Raw genomic sequence first — 17998 nt, forward strand, 5'->3', positions numbered from 1 at the left:
GTCTCCTCGTTACGCGGCATCCACCGACCACACTTGCTCAGCACACGAGCAGGTACACCCATCCGGCTTCTGCCAACCGCCGATTCCCCACGACCGACGGTAAGAACAGTTTACTCAAATCTACCTAAACTGTCTATAAACCGTGAATTTGCCGAGAAAAGGTTGAAAATGCGGCAGACGATCTTTCCGGTGTTTCACCCACTGTTGGTCGCCTGTCCCGCCGCATCGAAAAGATGCACCCGTTCGGGATCGAAGGCGAGGTGCATTTCCGTCCCCGGTGCCGGGTCCGCATCGCCCGTTAGGCGCAGGTTCACCTTTCCGGCCGCGCCGCAATCGACGAGCACGAACGTATCCGCACCGAGATATTCGCGCACGTCAACGCGGCCCGAACAATGGGCCTCCGCCGCAGTAGGCACCGTCCGGATGGCCTCAGGCCGCACGCCCAGATGCGCGGCCGCGCTTTGGGTCTTAAGCCCCGTCGACCGCCCGTCGACAACGACCTCGCCAGCCTCCGTCGTGCAGGGCAGGATGTTCATCTTCGGGCTGCCGATGAACTGGGCCACAAACAGGTTGGCGGGTCGCTCGTAAAGCTCCCGTGGCCGGCCCACCTGCTCGATAACCCCGCCCTGCAGCACCACGATCCGGTCGGCGAGCGTCATCGCCTCCACCTGATCGTGGGTCACGTAGATCATGGTCGCATCCAGCGTCTGGTGCAGCTTGGCGATCTCGTAGCGCATCTCGACCCGCAATGCGGCGTCGAGATTGGACAGCGGCTCGTCGAAGAGAAACGCGGTCGGGTCACGCACGATCGAGCGGCCGATGGCCACGCGTTGCCGCTGTCCGCCCGACAGTTCCTTCGGCCGCCTGTCGAGATACTCTTCCAGCCGGAGGGCCCGCGCGGCCTCGTCCACCATCTGCGCGATCTCCGCTTTCGGGCGCCCGGCGGTCTTGAGCGAGAAGCCCATGTTCTCCCGCACGTTCATATGCGGGTAGAGCGCATAGGACTGGAACACCATGGCCAGCCCGCGTTTCGAAGGCGGCTCGGCGGTGGCATCGCGCCCACCGACGATCACCTGCCCGCGGCTCACCTCCTCCAGCCCTGCGATCATGCGCAGAAGCGTGGATTTCCCGCAGCCCGACGGGCCGACGAAGATGACGAACTCGCCCTCCTCGATGGCAAGGTCGATCCCTTTGATGACCTGCACATCGCCGAACCATTTCTCGACCGCCCGCAATTCGATGGCGCTGCTCATGCTGCGGCCCTCCCGGAACTGGAGGACGCCCAGGCGAGCCAGATCGCCGCCGTCCAGGTAAAAGTGCCACCGCCGGCGGCCGACCCGTCCTCGGGGTCGAAATATTCGTGGAAACCGCCCTTGCGGATCAATTCGGCCGTCCGCTCGCGCAACTGTTCGGCACGGTCCGCATGGCCCGCATCGGCAAGTCCAACGGCGATCAGCCGGTTGACGATCCCCCAGACCGGCCCGCGCCAGTAGCGTTTGGCGTTGAACTTCGCTCCTTGCGGATAGTAGCTCGGCACGCCGTAGGGCAGCGCACCGGCCACCTTGTCGTACCAGTCGAGCATCCGGTCATCGCGCAAGCCGCCATACCAGCTGAGGAACGATCCGCTCGACAGGCTGCCGGCAAAGTCTCCGGTGCGCAGGTCGCGCGCATCATAGGCCCCGAGATCGGCGTTCCACAGGTCTTCGACGCCGGCCTCCAGTTCGGCAATCCAGCCGTCCACCTCGGCGCGGTCCTGCCCGAACCGTTCCAGCATGTCTGCCAGATCGCGGTTGGCGCGCATCAGGATGAAGCTCATCGCCGGGTCGGCCACGCGGAACGGTCCACGGTCGCGGATTGCTGCCTCGTCCCATTCATGGTCCCGTCCGAAATAGAGGATGGCCAGATAGCGGTCGTAATCTTCCTTGGTCGGGCGCATCGACGCATCCACATGGGCCGTGTCACGGCGCGTATATTCGCCGACACCGGACGTGTCGATCGCCGCCATCGCCGCATCCCAGTCCGGCGCATTATCCCGCCCCGATTCCCACGGGTGGGTGACGGCACAGGGGCCCGCCTCGCAGCGATAGTCGTGGAACCACCGATGCCAAGCGACGAGTTTCGGCAAGAGCCGCTCCACATGCGCGCGCCCGATGCCCGGATCATGGTCGTAGATATGGCGCACGATGCTCGCAGCCACGGGCGGCTGGGTGATGCCGGAACTGGCCGGCACGCTGTTTGTGCCCCACACGTCCGGCCCCGGGAAATAGCCGTCCACCCGCCGGTGAAAGATGATGTGCGGCACCATGCCATTGTCCCACTGGGCGTTGAACAGCGTGTCGATCTCGGTCCAGGCGCGGTCGAGGTTGAACTCCGCAAAGCCCAGTGCGGCAAAGGCGCTGTCCCAGTTCCACTGGTAGGGATAGAGCCCCGAAGTGGGCACCGTGTAGAGCCCGCGGTCGTTCTTCTGCAGGATCTCGACGGCGCGAAGGTCGAGCGTGCGGTCTTTCATGGCAGTCATCCTTTTACCGACCCGGCGGTCAGGCCGCGGGTCATGAAACGTTCGAGCCCGAGGAACAGCACCATGATCGGCACGGTGGCGATCACCGCGCCGGCCATCAGGTGCTGTCGGGGAATTTCGGAGGAATTGAGCATGGCCACGCCGCGCGTGAGCGTGAACTTGCTCGGGTCATCAAGGAGCATGAAGGCGAGCAGGAACTCGTTCCATGCGATCATGAACACATAGAGCGATACGGAGGCCAGCGCCGGCAGCGACAGCGGCAGCGTGATCTTCCAGATCACCTTCAGGCGGCTCAGCCCGTCCATCAGCCCGGCCTCCTCGATCTCTGCCGGAATGCCGCGGAAATAGCCCTGCAACATGTAGAGCGCGACCGGGATCGTGGTCACCGGATAGATGAGCAGCAGCCCGAAGACCGAGTTGCGCAGGCCCAGCATCGAGAAGCCGATATAGATGGGCAGCGCCAGCACGATCATCGGCACCATGTAGATGAGCAGGATCGAGCGCGACATGACCGCCTGGCCGCTGAACCGCAGCCGCGACACCGCATAGGCGCCGGGCACACTGAACAGGATCGTGATCGCCACGGTCGCAACCGACACGAAGGCCGAAATTGCCATGTAGCGCCCGAAGTTGAAGTCGCGGAACAGTTCCACGTAAGAGCGGAACAGGTCCGTGCCGCGGCTCAGGTCGATGGAGAAGTCGAGCGGATTGGCCAGAAGCGCCTGCTGGCTTTTCAGGCTGGTCATCACCATCACATAGAAGGGAATGGCGACGATCGCGGTGAAGAACACATAGCCGAAGCCGGTCAGGAACCGGATCACGGCGGCCTCGAAATCATGCCGGCTGTTCGGGCCGGGCTGAAGCTCCTTGAGCATCACCAGAAGCGGGCCAGCAACGGTCGCGGCGAACCCGGCCCAGGCCACGGCCATCCAGAGCGCGCCCGTCTCGGCGGTGCCGCGCATCGCGGGCCCGTCCCAGATATGGGCGGCGATGGCCACGAGGAACGCACCCCCCACCGGAAGCCAGCGGCCAAGCGCAAGCCCCTCGCCCTTGCGCGCGACGAGCGCCAGCCCCGCCAGACCGCCAAGCGCGGCGGCCGACAGGAGCGTCGGCGCCAGCGGACGGCCAGTGGAGAAGGAAATCACGATCGCGACGCAGATGCTCATCGTGACCGCCCAGAGCGCCCCGATGATCCAGGCCGTCACGCCACCTTTGCGCAGGAGGTTCATAGCCCCTCCTCCCGCGACAGGAAGCGGAAGAAGAGCACCGCGAAGAGGATCAGGCAGGCGAAGATCACCACCGCCACAGCCGCGCCGGCCCCGATATTGCTGAGCGCGAACGCCTGTTCATAGACATTGACCGTCAGCGTCCGGGTGCCCGCATTGCCGCCTGTGAGCAGGAAAATGTCGTCGAACTTGTTGAAGGTCCAGATGAAGCGCAGAAGGAACAGGACCGATAGGATGCCGAGCAGTTGCGGCAGGCTGAGATACCAGAATTGCTGGAAGGGCGAGGCTCCGTCCATGTCCGCGGCCTCATACATGTCCGTGTCGATCGACTGCATCCGCGCAAGGATGAAGAGGAAGGACAGAGGGAAATAGCGCCAGATCTCGAAGACCGTCACCATGATGAGCGCGAGCGGCTTTTCCCCGAAGAAATTGATGCTCGCCTCGGTCGCGCCCATTTGCAGCAAGAGCGCGTTGATCGAGCCGGAAAACGGGTCGAAGAGCGTCACCCAGGTGAAAGCCACCGCGATCACCGGCGCGACATAAGGGAAGAGATAGAGCCCGCGCAGCACGCCCTGCCCGCGAAAGCTCTTGTTGAGCAGGAGTGCGGCAAACATGCCGAAGAGCAGCGCCCCGATTGTGCCGAAAACGGTATAGAACAGCGTCACCCACAGGACCGACCAGAACTCGCCGCCGTCGAACACCTTGCGGAAATTGTCGAGCGTGAAGGTCGTGTCGGTCAGCACATTGTCGCTCTCGCCCGTGGCCGTGGCCGGTGCGGCGCGCAGGGCGTCCTTGGCGGCATCCGCGCTTGTCCCGTCAAGCGTGACAGGCAGCGCGAGCCGGTCCCGGTGCCCCGGTTCGAACAGGTCGAAACGGCAGGTGAGCCGATCCGCTTCGAGCGTGCAGGCGTCCGGCAGGTCGCCGGCTGGCAGCACGCCGTCGGGCAAGGTCGCGGTCAGCACGACATTGCGCACCTCCTGCTCCTGGCTGGAATTGCGCAGCCGGTATTCCAGCCGCAGATCGTCGCCGCTGCCGCGCAGCGCGTCCCGCACGACCGGAGCAGGGGCGCGCAGGTCGGCCAGTTCCACCGGCTTCACGCTGATCCAGAAGATCGCGAGCAGCGGCAGGATCACGACGAGCGCGACGGAAATCAGTGTCGGGCTGAGAAGCCCCCAGGCCAGCCGCGCCTCGCGCCGCTGAAGGGGCCCCGCGCCGACGGGCGGGGTGGTGGATGTCATGGGTTGCTGTCCCGATGGATGGTCCGGGCCGCGCAGGGATGCGCGCGGCCCGGAAGATGGGTCACTCGATCTTCGACAGTTCGTCGTTGAGCGCCGCGACCGTCGCCGGCCCGTCATTCACACCGTCGATATATTCACGCACCAGACGGTTGATGACCTGGCTGTTGATGATCTTGGACGCGAGCGACAGCTGCCCCTCGGCCACACCCCAGCGCTGCGCGGTGTCCAGTCCGCCGACAATCTCGTCGATCATCTCCTGCGCATAAAGCTCCGACAGCGGGGCCTTGCGGTCCACGCCAACCGGCAGTTGCGCCCAGGCTTCGGAGAACTTGTTGGGTTCGTCCGCAGTGCCGCGGCGCACCGGGAACTTGCCCTCGGGCGCGATCGACAGGGTCTGGGTGTAGCCTTCATCCATGGAGAATTTCACGAACTCCATCGCCGGATCGATATCCGCATCGGTGGTGATCCCGAAATAGCGCACGTCGCCCCAGGCCGCGCCGTCGGGATTGGACGGTCCCGCGAAGCTTGTCACGATGCCGGTCTTGGACGCCAGTTCCGGCGAGGTCGGATCGTCGTTGATGGTCGGCGGGGCGCTGTCACGCAGACCGGCCAGTTCGTCGAGAATGAAGGGCGACCAGATGATCATCGCGGCCTGCCCGGCAAAATAGAGCTCGCGCGACTGTTTCCAGTACAATTCGCCCGGCGGGGAGGCTTCGGCAATCGCCTTGTAGAAATCGAGCACCTCGATCGTCGCGGCTTCGTCCAGCGGCTTGAAGCCGTTTTCGTCCACCGGAGAGACGCCATTTGCGAGGAACACATGTTCCAGAACCTGGCTCATGAAATTCTCGTCGATCTTTGTCGCGGCGACGAAACCGAACATCTCGGGCGGATTGTGCAGCGCCTCGATGGCCGCCAGCACGTTGGCATAGCTGTTGGGTGCCTCCAGACCGGCTTCCTCGAACAGGTCCTTGCGGTAGACGATCATCTGCGTCCAGCCATCCACGGGCACGGAGGCAAATCCGCCCTCGACCGCGGCCATATCAAGCGAGCCGCTGGCAAACGTATCCTGCCCGAGCGCTTCGACCACTTCGGTCGCGGCGTCGGTGTCGAGGATGCCGGCCTCGGTCCAGGGCAGCGCATATTGCAGCGTGTGATAGATCACGTCCGGCAGGTCGCCCGCCGCGAACGCAGCCGTGGCGCGTGTGCCGAGGTCGCTTTCCTCGACCGGGATCACCTCGACCGATGCCCCGGTTTCGGCCTCGAAGGCGGCTGCCATTTCCTGCTGTTTCGCCAGCCGCTCGGGCTGGGTTTCGGTGGTCCAGAAGCGCAGTTCCTGCGCGTGCAGCGCGGATGCGCCGAGCCCGAAGCTCAGGACCGTTCCGGCCAGAAGCCGTCCCATCTGTGTTTGTGTCATGTTTCTCCCTTTCGTTGGTTCCATATTTTGGTTCTTGAGGTCGTTTGGTCAGGCCGTGGCGGGCGTGGCAGCTTCGATCCGCGCCGCCAGCGCCGCACTGTCACCCGCGGGTGGCCCATGCGATCCGCGCAACACCAGTTGCGCTTCCAGAAGCTGGCGCAGGTCTTCGGCGCGGGTGCCGCGGATACGGGCGAGCAGCATGCCCGCAAGCGCCGATCCGGCGGCGCGCCTGTCGACGGCGAATGTCGTCAGCGGCGGACGGGCATAGGCCCCTTCCGGGATGCCGTCATAGCCGATGACCGACAGGTCGCGCCCGACATCGAGTCCGCAGGCCTGCGCGGCCGCACACACCCCGAGCGCCGCCTGGTCGAGCGCGGCGACAATCGCCGTTGGCGGCGCGTCCCGGGTCAGCATCCGCATCGCGAGCGCATGGCCTTCGTCCGGCGTCATGGCCCCGCTGGTGATGAGGTCGGGATCGACCGCCAGCCCGCAGCGGCGCATCCCGTCCAGAAATCCTTCAAGCCGCAACGGGGCGTAATTGTAGACCGCGCCGCCGCCCACATAGCCGATCTTGCGGTGCCCGAGGCCCGAGAGCAGTTCAACCGCGTGCCGCATCGCCAGTTCGCCCGCGACATCGACCGAGGCGCAGCCCTCCATCTCTCCGGTGCGGCCGTAGAGCACGAAGGGCATGTTGGCCCGCAGCAGCAGATCGACCCGCGGATCCACGATCCGTGTACGCGGCAGGATGAACCCGTCCACCTTCTTCTCGTCCAGAAGGCGGCGGTAGGTGGCCATTTCGTCGGTTTCGGAAATCGCGGTCGCCACCGTCAGCGTCCAGTTCTCGGCGCTCACGGCCCGCGAAATACCGTCTATGAAATCGGTGAGGAAAGGCTTGTGCGCATTGCCTGCATCCACGTTGAGCACCAGTCCGATCGAGTGCGCCCGCCCGGTGCGGATCGCGCGCGCCTGTGCGGATGCCCGGTAGCCCATGGTTTCGGCCATGGCCGCAACCCGGTGCCGTGTGGTTTCGGAAATGTCCGTATAGCCGTTCAGGGCGCGCGAAACCGTGCCTTTTGTCAGCCCGAGCGCGTCGGCGAGATCATTGATCGTCACCCGGCGCTCCGTCTGAGCCTCCCTGACTGTGTTTTTGGCCGTTTCCGGCGCTGATTCGGACATTCTGCGATCTCCTTGCGTCCATTTGCGTCACCGAAACCGGTTTCGGCAACAGGGTTCAGGAAATTCATGTGCCGGTCGTCAAATCGGCCCGCAACGGCGGCATGGACAGGTCCCGCAAGCTCGGCCATCATCACCGACAACGAGAACAGACAGTCCGACAGGTGATTTCCATGACCAGAATGATGCCCGCCCGCCTCGGCGCGGCCCTTGCTGCCCTTTCCCTTCTGACCACGGCCCCTGCCCCCGCCCCGGCGGGCGAGGCCATGGACCGGATTACGGAAACGAACACGATCCGCATGGGCTTCCGCACCGACGCGCCGCCCTTCTCCTCTCTCGTCGACGGCCAGCCCGCGGGGTTCGCCATCGAACTGTGCATGGCGATCGGACAGGCGATGCAAAACCAGAGCGGCAATCCCGACCTGAAGGCGGAACTGACGCCCATGGGCACCGGCCAGCGGTTCGACCTGATCGCTTCGGGCGAGGTGGACATGCTCTGCGGCGCGACGACCGCCACCCTGTCGCGGCGCGAACTGGTCGATTTCTCGATCCCGACCTTCACCACGGGCGTCGCCGCCCTGACCCGAAAGGATGCGGCCGAGGATGTGACCAACGCGATTCTCGGCAGCGGTCGCTCGGCGGAATCGCTGGTCAATTTCCGCACGGTTTTTGCCGGCCGGACCATCGGTGTCCGGCGCGACACCACGGCCGAAGCCTGGCTGAACGATGCGGTAATCGCCAATGATCCGGCCATCGGGGTTGAACCGATGGAGTTGCATATCTCCGGCGTCGAGGCGGTCCTGAACGGGCAGGTCGATGCCTATGTGGCGGACCTTGCGATTCTGATCGGGGTGCTGCGGGACCATGAGCGCGCCGGTGATCTGGTGCTCTCGCCACGCACCTTCACGAGCGAGCCCTATGCGATCGCGCTGCCCAAGGGCGATGCCGAATTGCGGCTCGCGGTCGACCGGGCGCTGAGCGAGATCTACCGCTCCGGTCTGGTGTTGCGCATGTTCGAGGCCCATTTCGGGCCGGTGGACGAGCATATCGCCTTTTTCTACGCGACCAACGCCCTGCCCGAGTGATCTGATCGACCGGAACCCTTGAATCGGCCGGGCCTGCACATCGCGGGTCCGGCCGATTTGCCCTCGACCCGGCGCCTGAACTGGTCATATTAGTTTACCAGCCAGAGGAAGCGCCGATGCCCTACCGGAAAGTCACACAGGAAAAGCTCGCCGATGCGGTCGCCCGACAGATCGAGGGCCTGATCCTGCGCGGCATCCTGCGGCCCGGCGAGCGGCTGCCGTCAGAGCGTGATCTTGCGGCGCGGCTCGACGTGTCCCGGCCCAGCCTGCGCGAAGCGCTGGCCCGGTTGGAAGCCGACGGCCTGCTGGAAACTCGCAAAGGATCTGGCGCTTACGTGGCGGGCGTGCTCGGGTCGGCCTTCGCGCCGCCGCTGGTACGGCTTTTCTCCACCCATGAGGAAGCGCTCTTCGACTATCTTCAGTTCCGTCGCGATCTTGAAGGGCTGGCCGCGGAACGAGCCGCCCGTTTTGCGACCGAAAGCGACCTGAAGGTCATTGCGACATTGATGGACCGGATGGAAGCGGCGCATGGCAAGCGCAATCCCGATGAGGAAAGCAGCCTTGATGCCGATTTCCACATGGCCATCGTGGAGGCGGCGCATAATGTCGTGATGCTCCACATGATGCGCTCGATGTTCGAGATGCTCCGCGAGGGCGTTTTCTACAACCGCCGCATCCTCTTCGGGGTGCGCGACACGCGCGACGAACTGCTGGCCCAGCACCGCGCGATCCATGATGCGATCCATGCCCGCGACCCGTCTGCGGCCCGCCGCGCCGTTTCGGCACATCTCGACTTCATCGAAGAGGCGATGCGCGACCTGAAGGCCCATGAACGGCACGAGGATACGGCCCGCCTGCGCCTCGCACATGAGGCCGAGCGTCCGGTCCCTGCCCCGCGTTAGGCACCGCTTCCGGCACAAAAGAAAAAGCCCGGCGCGATTGCCGGGCTTTTCCAATTCTGCTGGTCAGGCGTAACCGGTCAATGCAACCGGGCGCCCGCATCCTTGATCGCGGCATCGACCAGTGCGTCGGCCTCGTCCTTGGACAGGTTCTTGGCAATCACGTCGGCCGCCGCTGCGGTGGCCACGGAAATCGCCTGATCCCGAACTTCGCGCACCGCGCGGGCCTCGGCCGCCTCGATCTGCTCTTCGGCCGCTTTCAGCCGGCGGGCAATCGTGTCGGTCAGGTTGGAGCGCGCCTCGTCCGCGGCCAGCTGGGCCTCGGTCCGCGCAGCCGCGACGATATCGTCGGTCTGCTTGGCAACATCCTTGTGCTTGCGCTCGAAGGAGGCGAGCAGCGCCTGCGCCTCGTCCCGCAGGGCACGAGCTTCCTCAAGGTCCTTTCGGATGCCTTCGGCGCGCTTGTCGAGCGCCTCGGCCGCCTTGCCGGGAACCTTGAAGTAGAGCAGCACGCCCACGAAGATCACGAACGCGATCAGGACAACGGTGTTGGTGTTGTTCAGGCTCAGGAACGGGTAGTCGCCGGCCAGGGGAACCATCGTGTACAGCATGGCTTAACCTTTCGTCCGGTCGGTGACAGCCGACGCAATGTCGGCGTCATTGGAAGCCGAGGGCAGAACCGCGCCGACGAGCGCAGCCGCCACATCCTTGGCGACGATGGCAACATCGTCGGCCGCGGAGTCGCGGATCTCGGCAATCCGTTTTTCCGATTCAGCCGATTTCGCGGCAATCTCGGCATCCGCCTTGGCGATGGCCTTGTCGAGGTCCTTCTGGATCTCGGCCCGCGCGTCTGCGGCGATCCGCTGGGCTTCGGCGCGCGCGTCGGCCAGAGCGGTCTTGTAGGCTTCCTCGGCCTCTTCGGCGCGCTGCTTGAGCTCCTGCGCCTGTTCGAGGTCGTTGGAAATGGTTTCATGCCGATCGCTCAGCACGGCACCGATCCGCGGCAGGGCCACGCGGCTCAGGATGAGATAGAGCGCAACCAGTGCGACCACGAGCCAGAAAATCTGGTTCGGGAAAGTTGAGAAATCGAGCTGCGGCATGCCGGGGGCAGCATCCGCTGCGCCGTTGGCCGCCTCTGTGGTGGTTGCCATGTCACTCTCCGGTGGCAGGACGGATCACGCACCGCGGGCGGGGTGATCCGTTTTTCCTGGTCCTCGGCCGCGGGAACCGCGGCCGCCTCTTCTGTCGTGGGTCGCGTCGATCAGACAGCGAACATCAGCAGCAGAGCGACGAGGAAGGAGAAGATCCCCAGTGCCTCGGCGAATGCGATGCCGATGAAGAGAGTAGCAGTCTGCTCGCCGGCAGCTGCCGGGTTGCGCAGGGCGCCGGACAGGAAGTTGCCGGCCACGTGGCCCACACCGATGCCTGCGCCGCCCATGCCGATGCATGCGAGACCTGCGCCGATGTACTGACCCATTGCTGCGATATCGCCTTCCATGGTGATGCTCCTTGAATTGGAATGGCTGGATTAGATGATCTCGACCTCAGTGCCCCGGATGCAGCGCATCGTTGAGATAGACACAGGTCAGGATCGTGAAGACATAGGCCTGGATACAGGCCACAAGAAGTTCGAGACCGTAGACACCCACGATCGCGAAGATGGGAACAACCGCTCCCACACCAAGCGCGCCGGCAAAGCCTGCGAACACCTTGATAACGGCGTGGCCGGCCATCAGGTTGCCACCCAGACGGATGGAGTGGCTGACGGGGCGCACGAAATAGGAAATCAGCTCGATCATCGCGAGCACGAGGCGCAGCGCGAGCGTGGGGGCGGAAGCCACCCAGAAGAGCTTGAGGAAACCGGCGCCATGCTTGACGAAGCCGATGGCGGTCACGGTCAGGAACACGGCCAGCGCCAGCACACCGGTCACGGCGATATGCGAGGTCGTGGTGAAGCTGTAGGGCAGAAGGCCCAAGAGGTTCGCGAACAGGATGAAGGTGAAGAGCGTCATGATGTAGGGGAAGTATTTCAGCCCCTCCTTGCCGGCGACATCCTCAACCATCTTGCGGACGAACCCGTAGGTCATTTCAGCCATGGACTGGCCACGGCTCGGCACGGCAGCCCGGCCGCGCGACAGGAAGACGAGCAGGAAGCTGATCACCGCCACGGTCAGGAACAGCCACAGCGTGACGTTCGTCGGCGTGTACCAGTGGATCTCGGTCCCGCCGAAGAGCGGCTTGATCTGGAACTGGTCCATCGGGTGGATGTTGAACGGCGATGCGCCTTCGTCTTGCCCGGTTGCCACGGTCTACCTCATTCACTGTCGCGGCCCGAGGGGCCGGCTGCATCCTCATCCCCGGGAGCGTCCCCGGTTCGTTTTCCTCTCTGAACCTCTTCGGCGGTCCGCATCATCGTGCGTACACCGGCCGCGAAGCCCAGAAGCGCAAAGAGCATCAGGAAGATCGGGAGTGTCCCGAACAGGCTGTCGAGCCCGTATCCGATGCCCACACCCATCGCCATGCCGACGACGAGCTCAATCACCATGCGCCAGGCCAGGTTGGCCTTCTCGTATTTGCTCTCCGAGCGGGGCGGCTCGACCCGGGAGGTCTTGGCCGCCGTGATCCGCTTTTCGAGCTCCGCGAGCCGGTTCGAGAAATCTTTTTCGCTCATCGCGAAACGGGCTCCCCGTGGAGATCCGGCCGGGCCGGACGGCTTGGCGCGTTGCGGCGGACACTATGTGTGGCCCCTGCCCCTGTCAAGCGCCGGAATGGCGGGTCGGGAATAGCGCAACACACTGAAATATAACACTTTAACTAAACCGCGACCGATGGGCGCAGAAAAACTTTTGGGGTGCCCCACCCGCTTTTCAAGCCCTGCCCTTCATTCAACCAAATGGTTGACGATTCACGGACATGGGCTTAGCTGGCCCGATGACGGACAGAGAGACAGAAGCGGACGGACCGCGCATGGACCGCACCTTTGCCGCGCTGGCGGACGCGACGCGGCGCGCGATCGTCAGCCGCCTGCTCGACGGCGACGCCACCGTGTCGGACCTGGCGGCCCCCTTCGACATGTCGCTCGCGGCGGTGTCCAAGCATATCCGCATCCTCACTGAAGCCGGACTGGTGACCCAGCGGGCGGAAGGCCGTGTCCGCTGGTGCCGGCTCGACACAGAGGCCCTGCAGGACGCCGCGATCTGGATGGAGAGTTTCGGCCGGTTCGCGCGGCTCGATCTCGACCGGATCGAGGAACTGGTTGACCTGCAACTGGACCTTAGCGGGTCCGGAACCGATAGCCGTCCGTCGTGATGAGCGTAAGCACCCCGTCCGCGTTCAGCACATAAAGGTCGCAGCGCCGGGCATCATTGTCGAACGTCACGCAGACCGTGCCGTCCGCACCGACCGCATAGGCGCCGGTAAACTCCGGCCCGCCATCCTCGTAGGTGTAGGCATAGCGGTTTCCGTCCCGGTAATGGGATTTCGACCCATCCATGAATTCCACCACCTGCCCGGCGAGCCGGTCCGCCAGGTCGCTGGCCCCAAAGCGCCGATCGCCCGCCGCAACGGCCCAGCCATCCGCGCCGGGGCTTTCGTCCTGCGCGGCGAGCGGCAGGGGCATCAGGCAGGTGAAAAGCAGGAGTGCGGGTCGCATCGGCATGTCTCCGGTCGGGGCCATGCCAGTTTAGGGCGCCCGGCCGCCGGACCGGTGTCACAGTTCCGTGTCGACGGCCGGGCCTCAGGCGTCGACAATTTCCTCGGCCTGCCGCAGATCGACCGAAACAAGCTGGCTCACACCCTGCTCGGCCATGGTCACGCCGAACAGCCGGTCCATCCGCGCCATCGTCACTGCATGGTGGGTGATGATCAGGAACCGCGTGTCGGTCTGGCGGGTCATCTCGTCGAGCAGATCGCAGAAGCGCGTGACGTTCGCATCGTCGAGCGGCGCATCCACCTCGTCGAGCACGCAGATCGGCGACGGATTGGCGAGGAAGACCGCGAAGATGAGCGACAGGGCCGTCAGGGTCTGTTCGCCGCCCGACAAGAGCGACAGCGTCGACAGTTTCTTGCCCGGCGGCTGGCACATGATCTCCAGCCCGGCTTCGAGCGGATCGTCGCTTTCCACCAGCACCAGATTGGCGTCACCGCCCCCGAAGAGCAGCTTGAAAAGCCGCGTGAAATTGCGGTTCACCACGTCGAAGGCGGCAAGCAGCCGCTCGCGGCCTTCACGGTTGAGGCTGGCAATTCCGGTGCGCAGGGTCTTGATCGCCTCTTCCAGATCGGTCTTTTCCGTCGACAGGGTGTCATATTCCTCCTGCACAGCCTTGGCATCTTCCTCGGCGCGCAGGTTGACCGCGCCCAGCGCATCACGCTGGCGGCGCAGACGCTGGACATCCTGTTCGATCATCTCGGCCGACGGCATCGCGTCGGGATCGGCCTCCAGCCGTTCCAGCAGTTCCTCGGGCGCGACCTCCAGTTCCTCGCGGATCCGCTCGGCACAGACATCGCGCCGCGCGGCGGCGGCCTCGGTCACGGCTTCAGCGCGGGCGCGGCCCTCGCGCGCATCGCCCGCAGCCCGTTCGGCGGCACGCTCGGCCGCCTCGGCCTCGCGCAGCGCGGTTTCCCCCGCCGCCAGCGCGTCCGCGGCGGCCTTGCGCCGCGCCTCGGCCTTGTCGATCGCGTTGGCCAGTTCGTCGCGCTTGGCGGCCAGTTCCTCGGGCGCGGCGGTGGCTGCCGCCAGTTCCGCCCGTGTGCCCGCGATCCGTTCCTCGAACTCCGCCACTCGTTTCTCGGCATTGTCGAGCCGCAGCTTCCAGCCCGACACGGCCTTGGTGATTTCCTGCTGGCGCTTGACGCGGGCCTCGCCGTCGCGGCGCAACTCGTCGGCCATGGCGCGCTTGCTCATCATGGCAAGCCGCGCGGCCTCCACAGCGAGTTTCGCCTGCTCGACAACCGTACGCGCAGCCTCCAGATCGCCAAGCTCGGCGACCGCGTCCACGGCATCCTTCAATTCACGCTCGGCGCCGGCCACATCGTCCTGCCGGCGGGCCACCGTTTCCTGCAGCGTTTCGATCCGGCCCGACAGCATGTCGCGATCAGCCTCGGCGCGGGACAGGGTGCGGGCCGCGTCCGAGAGGGCCGTGTCGGCGGCGCGGCGGTCCGCACGTGCGGTCTGTTCCGCTGCCTGCGCGGCATCAAGCGCGGCGCGGCACTGACCATGCGCGCTGTCAGCGGCCGCCGCAGCCGCGTCCGCCTTGGCGAGCGCCGTGGCCAGCTCTTTCAACCGGTTCGTCTGTTGCAGCCGCAGCGTTGCGGCAGAAGGCGCATCCTCCGCTCCGGCGCGGTATCCGTCCCAGCGCCAGAGGTCGCCCTTCTGGCTGACGAGGCGCTGGCCCGGGCGCAAACCCTCTTGCAGGCGCGGCCCGTCGGCAGCCGAAACGACCCCGATCTGGGACAGCCGGCGGCGCAGCACATCCGGACCCGTCACGTGATCGGCCAGCGGCGATGCCCCGTCCGGCAGGTCCGCCGCGTCATCATAGTCAGGGAGCGCCACCCAGCCGGATGCATCCCCCGCACCGACCACCGGCGCCTTCAGGTCGTCGGCAAGCGCTGCCCCGAGCGCGGCCTCGTAGCCCGGATTGGCCGTCACCCTGTCGAGCAACTGTTCGCCGCCCGCAGAGTCCCGCTGGATCAACCGGTCCAATGCGGCATGTTCGGCCCGGAGCGCCTTGGCCTCGCCCTGCGTCTCCGAGAGGGCGGCGCGGGCCTCGCTCTCGGCCGATTGTGCCGCGCTTCGGGCGGCTTCGGCGTCTGCCAACGCGGCTTCGGCTGCGGCCGCTGCGGTCTGGGCTGCCGTCCGCGCAGCTTCGGCAGCCTCGAAGGCCGATTTGGCTGTATCAAGCCGCTCGGCCGATTGCGCCAGCGTCGTGCGATCGGCCTCCAATTCGTCCGTCAGCCGTTTCACGGCGCCCTGCGCATCGTCGCGCCGCCGCGTCGCGGACTGGTGGCGGGCTGCGAGCCGCGCCGAATCCTCGGTCGCACGGTCCAACTGCGCCTCGGCCTCCTTCAGCCCTTCCGCCGCATCGCTCGCCGCCGCATTGGCAGATGCCAGCTTCTCGTCATGGCCGATGGCAGCCTTGTCGATGGCCTCCCGCTCCCAATCGAGCTGGGCAATCATCTCGCCCGCTTCCTGATTGAGCGCGGTCTCGCGTTCGGCGTCCTTTTCAAGCTGGTCGATCCGCGCGGTGAGGGTCTCGATCGTCTGCCGCGCGCGGTCCTCCTGATCGCGCAACGTGTCGCGCTCGACCTGAAGCCGCTGCAGGACCGCCGCGGCAATCGCCTCCTCCTCGCGCAGGGGCGGCACCGCATCTTCTGCCGCGACCCGCTCGCGGCTCTTCGCGCTCGCCGCGGCCTGGGCGGTGGCCGCGTCGCTGGTGGAGGCCCGCAACCTGTCCTGCGCCTCGGACCATTCCACATCCGCCTCGCGCCAGCGGCGATAGAGCAACAGCCCTTCGGAGCGGCGCAACTCCGTTGCGATCTCGCGATAGCGTTTGGCCTGCCGGGCCTGCCGCGCCAGCGCGTTCAACTGGCTTTCAAGCTGCTCGATCACATCCTCGACGCGCGCAAGGTTGGTTTCCGCGCCCCGCAGCTTCAACTCCGCCTCATGTCGGCGCTGGTAGAGCCCCGAAATCCCGGCCGCTTCTTCAAGGATGCGGCGGCGGGCCTTGGGCTTGGCATTGATCAGTTCCGCGATCCGCCCCTGCCCGACCAGCGAGGGCGAATGCGCCCCGGTGGACGCATCGGCAAACAGCATCTGCACGTCGCGGGCACGGCTTTCCTTGCCGTTCGTCTTGTAGGCCGAGCCGGCATCGCGGGTGATGCGGCGCACGATCTCCAGCCCGTCGCTGTCATTGAAGGCCGCGGGCGCAAGCCGCTCGCTATTGTCGAGCGTCAGGGTCACTTCGGCGAAATTGCGGGCGGGACGCGACGAGGCGCCGGCGAAGATCACATCCTCCATCCCCCCGCCGCGCATCGCAGTCGGACGGTTCTCCCCCATCACCCAGCGCAGCGCTTCGAGCAGGTTCGACTTGCCACAGCCGTTCGGCCCGACCACGCCGGTCAGGCCGGGCGCGATAACAAGCTCCGTCGGATCGACGAAGCTCTTGAAGCCGAGAAGACGTAGCTTGGTGAATTGCACCTGACGGACTGCTCCTGTGATTCCCCCGTAGGTTTCAGGATCGGGCGCGCGGCAGGGCGAGTCAAGAAAACACCACAGGATATGGCGGGCCTTTCCGTCAAATACACCAGATATGGCTGAAATCCGCCCGCGGCGACCGTGTCCGGGGGCGGCATTTCCGCAACGGGACCGCCCGTTTCACCTTGACCGCCGCCTGCCTTTGCGATCACTGTGGCCGAGCAAGGTTCCCCGTATCCGTGCCGAGCGCGGGGGGATGAAATGGGAATGCGATGAGGGTTGACCCAAACCGGGGCCCAAAGCCGCAGCCGCCCCCGCGACTGTATGCGGAGAGCGCCCACCCGACACCACTGGCCGCCCGGCCGGGAAGGGGGTGACGCGCAATGACCCGCGAGCCAGGAGACCAGCCCTGCACGGACCGGCGCTCGCCGGTGCGACCTGATAAACGGACGGGGTGTTCCGGGAAGGGAAAGGCCGCAGGACGGCCCTGCCTTCGACGTGACCCCCCTTTTGGAACGAACCGAAGGGGACAAAATGAAAAAGCTTCTGACATTCGCTGGCGCAAGCCTCGCGGCCACGCCCGCGCTCGCCCATCACCCGCTCGGCGGGATGCCGATGGAAACCTTCGCCCACGGGCTCCTGTCGGGCGTCGGCCATCCGGTGCTGGGCTTCGACCACCTGTTTTTTGTGGCGCTTGTCGGCATTGCCGCCGTCTATACCGGCCACCGCCGTAGCGCACCGGCAGCCTATATCGCCGCGATGCTGCTCGGCTGCCTCGCCATGAGCTTCGGCTTCGGCCTGCCGGCCAAGGAAGCGATGATCGCGGTCTCGCTGCTTGCGCTCGGCGGCATTGTCCTGTCGGGCCGCGCGCTGACCCTGACCCCGGCGCTCCTGATCTTCGCGGGGTTCGGCCTGTTCCACGGCTCGGCCTTCGGTGATTCCATCGCCGGACAGGAAGCCGCCATGGGCGCGCCGGTTCTGCTGGGCTACCTGATCGGGCTCGGCGCCGTGCAATATGCCATCGCGCTCGGCGCCGGCTGGTGCGTGGAGCGCCTGCTCGGCGCGACCGAGGCACAGGCGATGAATGCGCGCCTTGCCGGTGCTGTCGTCGCGGGCGTCGGCCTCTTCCTGACGCTGGAGACGATCGAAGGCCCACTGCTCGCCGCTGCCTTCGGCATCTGACCGACCGACCACCCTATCGCGGCGGCTCCCCGGATCCCGGGCGGCCGCCGTTTTCCTGTAGAGCGGAAAGA

17 protein-coding genes and 1 riboswitch are annotated in these 17998 nt (G+C 65.8%); of the genes, 4 read left to right on the plus strand and 13 right to left on the minus strand.

The window, feature by feature from the left end; translation table 11 throughout:
- Positions 1-194: 194 nt before the first annotated feature.
- The 6 genes from GSH16_RS01615 to GSH16_RS01640 form a co-directional block, all read right to left on the minus strand.
- The gene (locus GSH16_RS01615; RefSeq protein WP_160851228.1) at positions 195-1253 is read right to left on the minus strand and encodes an ABC transporter ATP-binding protein; all 1059 of its coding nucleotides are present in this window, start codon (positions 1251-1253) and stop codon (positions 195-197) included.
- Positions 1250-2509 (minus strand): MGH1-like glycoside hydrolase domain-containing protein, encoded by a 1260-nt coding sequence (locus GSH16_RS01620; protein ID WP_160851230.1) that lies wholly within the window; start codon positions 2507-2509, stop codon positions 1250-1252. Before GSH16_RS01620 ends, GSH16_RS01615 begins: the two co-directional genes overlap by 4 nt.
- A gap of 5 nt (positions 2510-2514) precedes the next feature.
- Positions 2515-3747, minus strand: coding sequence for a carbohydrate ABC transporter permease (locus GSH16_RS01625; protein ID WP_160851231.1), 1233 nt, complete (start codon positions 3745-3747; stop codon positions 2515-2517).
- Positions 3744-4982, minus strand: coding sequence for a carbohydrate ABC transporter permease (locus tag GSH16_RS01630; protein WP_160851233.1), 1239 nt, complete (start codon positions 4980-4982; stop codon positions 3744-3746). The genes GSH16_RS01625 and GSH16_RS01630 overlap by 4 nt, the downstream gene beginning before the upstream one ends.
- Before the next feature lie 61 nt (positions 4983-5043).
- Positions 5044-6396, minus strand: a complete 1353-nt coding sequence (locus tag GSH16_RS01635) for an ABC transporter substrate-binding protein (RefSeq protein WP_160851235.1) — start codon at positions 6394-6396, stop codon at positions 5044-5046.
- A gap of 48 nt (positions 6397-6444) precedes the next feature.
- Positions 6445-7509: a LacI family DNA-binding transcriptional regulator gene (locus tag GSH16_RS01640; RefSeq protein WP_328803132.1), complete on the minus strand. Its 1065-nt coding sequence runs from the start codon at positions 7507-7509 to the stop codon at positions 6445-6447.
- 233 nt (positions 7510-7742) lie between these two features.
- On the opposite strand from GSH16_RS01640, the gene GSH16_RS01645 reads away from it, so the two are divergent.
- Positions 7743-8654 (plus strand): amino acid ABC transporter substrate-binding protein, encoded by a 912-nt coding sequence (locus tag GSH16_RS01645; RefSeq protein WP_160851238.1) that lies wholly within the window; start codon positions 7743-7745, stop codon positions 8652-8654.
- Between the two features lie 116 nt (positions 8655-8770).
- Positions 8771-9556, plus strand: coding sequence for an FCD domain-containing protein (locus tag GSH16_RS01650; RefSeq protein WP_160851240.1), 786 nt, complete (start codon positions 8771-8773; stop codon positions 9554-9556).
- Between the two features lie 77 nt (positions 9557-9633).
- Here GSH16_RS01650 and GSH16_RS01655 read toward each other — a convergent pair whose 3' ends face one another.
- The 5 genes from GSH16_RS01655 to GSH16_RS01675 all read right to left on the minus strand — a co-directional run bounded on the left by GSH16_RS01655 (position 9634) and on the right by GSH16_RS01675 (position 12224).
- Complete coding sequence (locus GSH16_RS01655) at positions 9634-10164, minus strand: F0F1 ATP synthase subunit B family protein (RefSeq protein ID WP_160851242.1); 531 nt, start codon at positions 10162-10164, stop codon at positions 9634-9636.
- Between the two features lie 3 nt (positions 10165-10167).
- Positions 10168-10704: a F0F1 ATP synthase subunit B' gene (locus GSH16_RS01660; RefSeq protein WP_160851244.1), complete on the minus strand. Its 537-nt coding sequence runs from the start codon at positions 10702-10704 to the stop codon at positions 10168-10170.
- 110 nt (positions 10705-10814) lie between these two features.
- Positions 10815-11051: a F0F1 ATP synthase subunit C gene (locus GSH16_RS01665; protein WP_160851245.1), complete on the minus strand. Its 237-nt coding sequence runs from the start codon at positions 11049-11051 to the stop codon at positions 10815-10817.
- 46 nt (positions 11052-11097) lie between these two features.
- Positions 11098-11811, minus strand: coding sequence for a F0F1 ATP synthase subunit A (locus GSH16_RS01670; protein ID WP_160852919.1), 714 nt, complete (start codon positions 11809-11811; stop codon positions 11098-11100).
- A 56-nt stretch (positions 11812-11867) separates the two neighbouring features.
- Positions 11868-12224, minus strand: coding sequence for an AtpZ/AtpI family protein (locus GSH16_RS01675; protein ID WP_160851247.1), 357 nt, complete (start codon positions 12222-12224; stop codon positions 11868-11870).
- A gap of 296 nt (positions 12225-12520) precedes the next feature.
- On the opposite strand from GSH16_RS01675, the gene GSH16_RS01680 reads away from it, so the two are divergent.
- On the plus strand, positions 12521-12862 hold the full coding sequence (locus tag GSH16_RS01680) for an ArsR/SmtB family transcription factor (protein ID WP_235912904.1): 342 nt from the start codon (positions 12521-12523) through the stop codon (positions 12860-12862).
- On the opposite strand, the gene GSH16_RS01685 is transcribed toward GSH16_RS01680, so the two are convergent.
- A complete protein-coding gene (locus GSH16_RS01685; protein WP_160851251.1) occupies positions 12828-13205 on the minus strand; it encodes a hypothetical protein in 378 nt (125 codons plus the stop codon). The genes GSH16_RS01680 and GSH16_RS01685 overlap by 35 nt on opposite strands.
- Before the next feature lie 84 nt (positions 13206-13289).
- Positions 13290-16748 (minus strand): chromosome segregation protein SMC, encoded by a 3459-nt coding sequence (gene smc / locus GSH16_RS01690; protein WP_160851252.1) that lies wholly within the window; start codon positions 16746-16748, stop codon positions 13290-13292.
- A gap of 204 nt (positions 16749-16952) precedes the next feature.
- A riboswitch (cobalamin riboswitch) is annotated at positions 16953-17171 on the plus strand.
- Positions 17172-17279: 108 nt separating this feature from the next.
- Between smc and GSH16_RS01695 the strand changes: the two genes are divergently transcribed.
- Positions 17280-17927: a HupE/UreJ family protein gene (locus tag GSH16_RS01695; protein ID WP_160851254.1), complete on the plus strand. Its 648-nt coding sequence runs from the start codon at positions 17280-17282 to the stop codon at positions 17925-17927.
- Positions 17928-17998: the final 71 nt, after the last annotated feature.

Origin of the sequence: Oceanomicrobium pacificus, assembly GCF_009833495.1 — a bacterium.
Classification (GTDB): domain Bacteria; phylum Pseudomonadota; class Alphaproteobacteria; order Rhodobacterales; family Rhodobacteraceae; genus Oceanomicrobium; species Oceanomicrobium pacificus.

What these genes read in the sequence shown, in the direction of transcription:
- GSH16_RS01615 (WP_160851228.1), bottom strand. Translation starts at nt 1,253, where the DNA reads ATGAGCAGCGCCATCGAATTGCGGGCGGTCGAGAAATGGTTCGGCGAT.
- GSH16_RS01620 (WP_160851230.1), bottom strand. Translation starts at nt 2,509, where the DNA reads ATGAAAGACCGCACGCTCGACCTTCGCGCCGTCGAGATCCTGCAGAAG.
- GSH16_RS01625 (WP_160851231.1), bottom strand. Translation starts at nt 3,747, where the DNA reads ATGAACCTCCTGCGCAAAGGTGGCGTGACGGCCTGGATCATCGGGGCG.
- GSH16_RS01630 (WP_160851233.1), bottom strand. Translation starts at nt 4,982, where the DNA reads ATGACATCCACCACCCCGCCCGTCGGCGCGGGGCCCCTTCAGCGGCGC.
- GSH16_RS01635 (WP_160851235.1), bottom strand. Translation starts at nt 6,396, where the DNA reads ATGACACAAACACAGATGGGACGGCTTCTGGCCGGAACGGTCCTGAGC.
- GSH16_RS01645 (WP_160851238.1), top strand. Translation starts at nt 7,743, where the DNA reads ATGACCAGAATGATGCCCGCCCGCCTCGGCGCGGCCCTTGCTGCCCTT.
- GSH16_RS01650 (WP_160851240.1), top strand. Translation starts at nt 8,771, where the DNA reads ATGCCCTACCGGAAAGTCACACAGGAAAAGCTCGCCGATGCGGTCGCC.
- GSH16_RS01655 (WP_160851242.1), bottom strand. Translation starts at nt 10,164, where the DNA reads ATGCTGTACACGATGGTTCCCCTGGCCGGCGACTACCCGTTCCTGAGC.
- GSH16_RS01660 (WP_160851244.1), bottom strand. Translation starts at nt 10,704, where the DNA reads ATGGCAACCACCACAGAGGCGGCCAACGGCGCAGCGGATGCTGCCCCC.
- GSH16_RS01665 (WP_160851245.1), bottom strand. Translation starts at nt 11,051, where the DNA reads ATGGAAGGCGATATCGCAGCAATGGGTCAGTACATCGGCGCAGGTCTC.
- GSH16_RS01670 (WP_160852919.1), bottom strand. Translation starts at nt 11,811, where the DNA reads ATGGACCAGTTCCAGATCAAGCCGCTCTTCGGCGGGACCGAGATCCAC.
- GSH16_RS01675 (WP_160851247.1), bottom strand. Translation starts at nt 12,224, where the DNA reads ATGAGCGAAAAAGATTTCTCGAACCGGCTCGCGGAGCTCGAAAAGCGG.
- GSH16_RS01680 (WP_235912904.1), top strand. Translation starts at nt 12,521, where the DNA reads ATGGACCGCACCTTTGCCGCGCTGGCGGACGCGACGCGGCGCGCGATC.
- GSH16_RS01685 (WP_160851251.1), bottom strand. Translation starts at nt 13,205, where the DNA reads ATGCGACCCGCACTCCTGCTTTTCACCTGCCTGATGCCCCTGCCGCTC.
- GSH16_RS01695 (WP_160851254.1), top strand. Translation starts at nt 17,280, where the DNA reads ATGAAAAAGCTTCTGACATTCGCTGGCGCAAGCCTCGCGGCCACGCCC.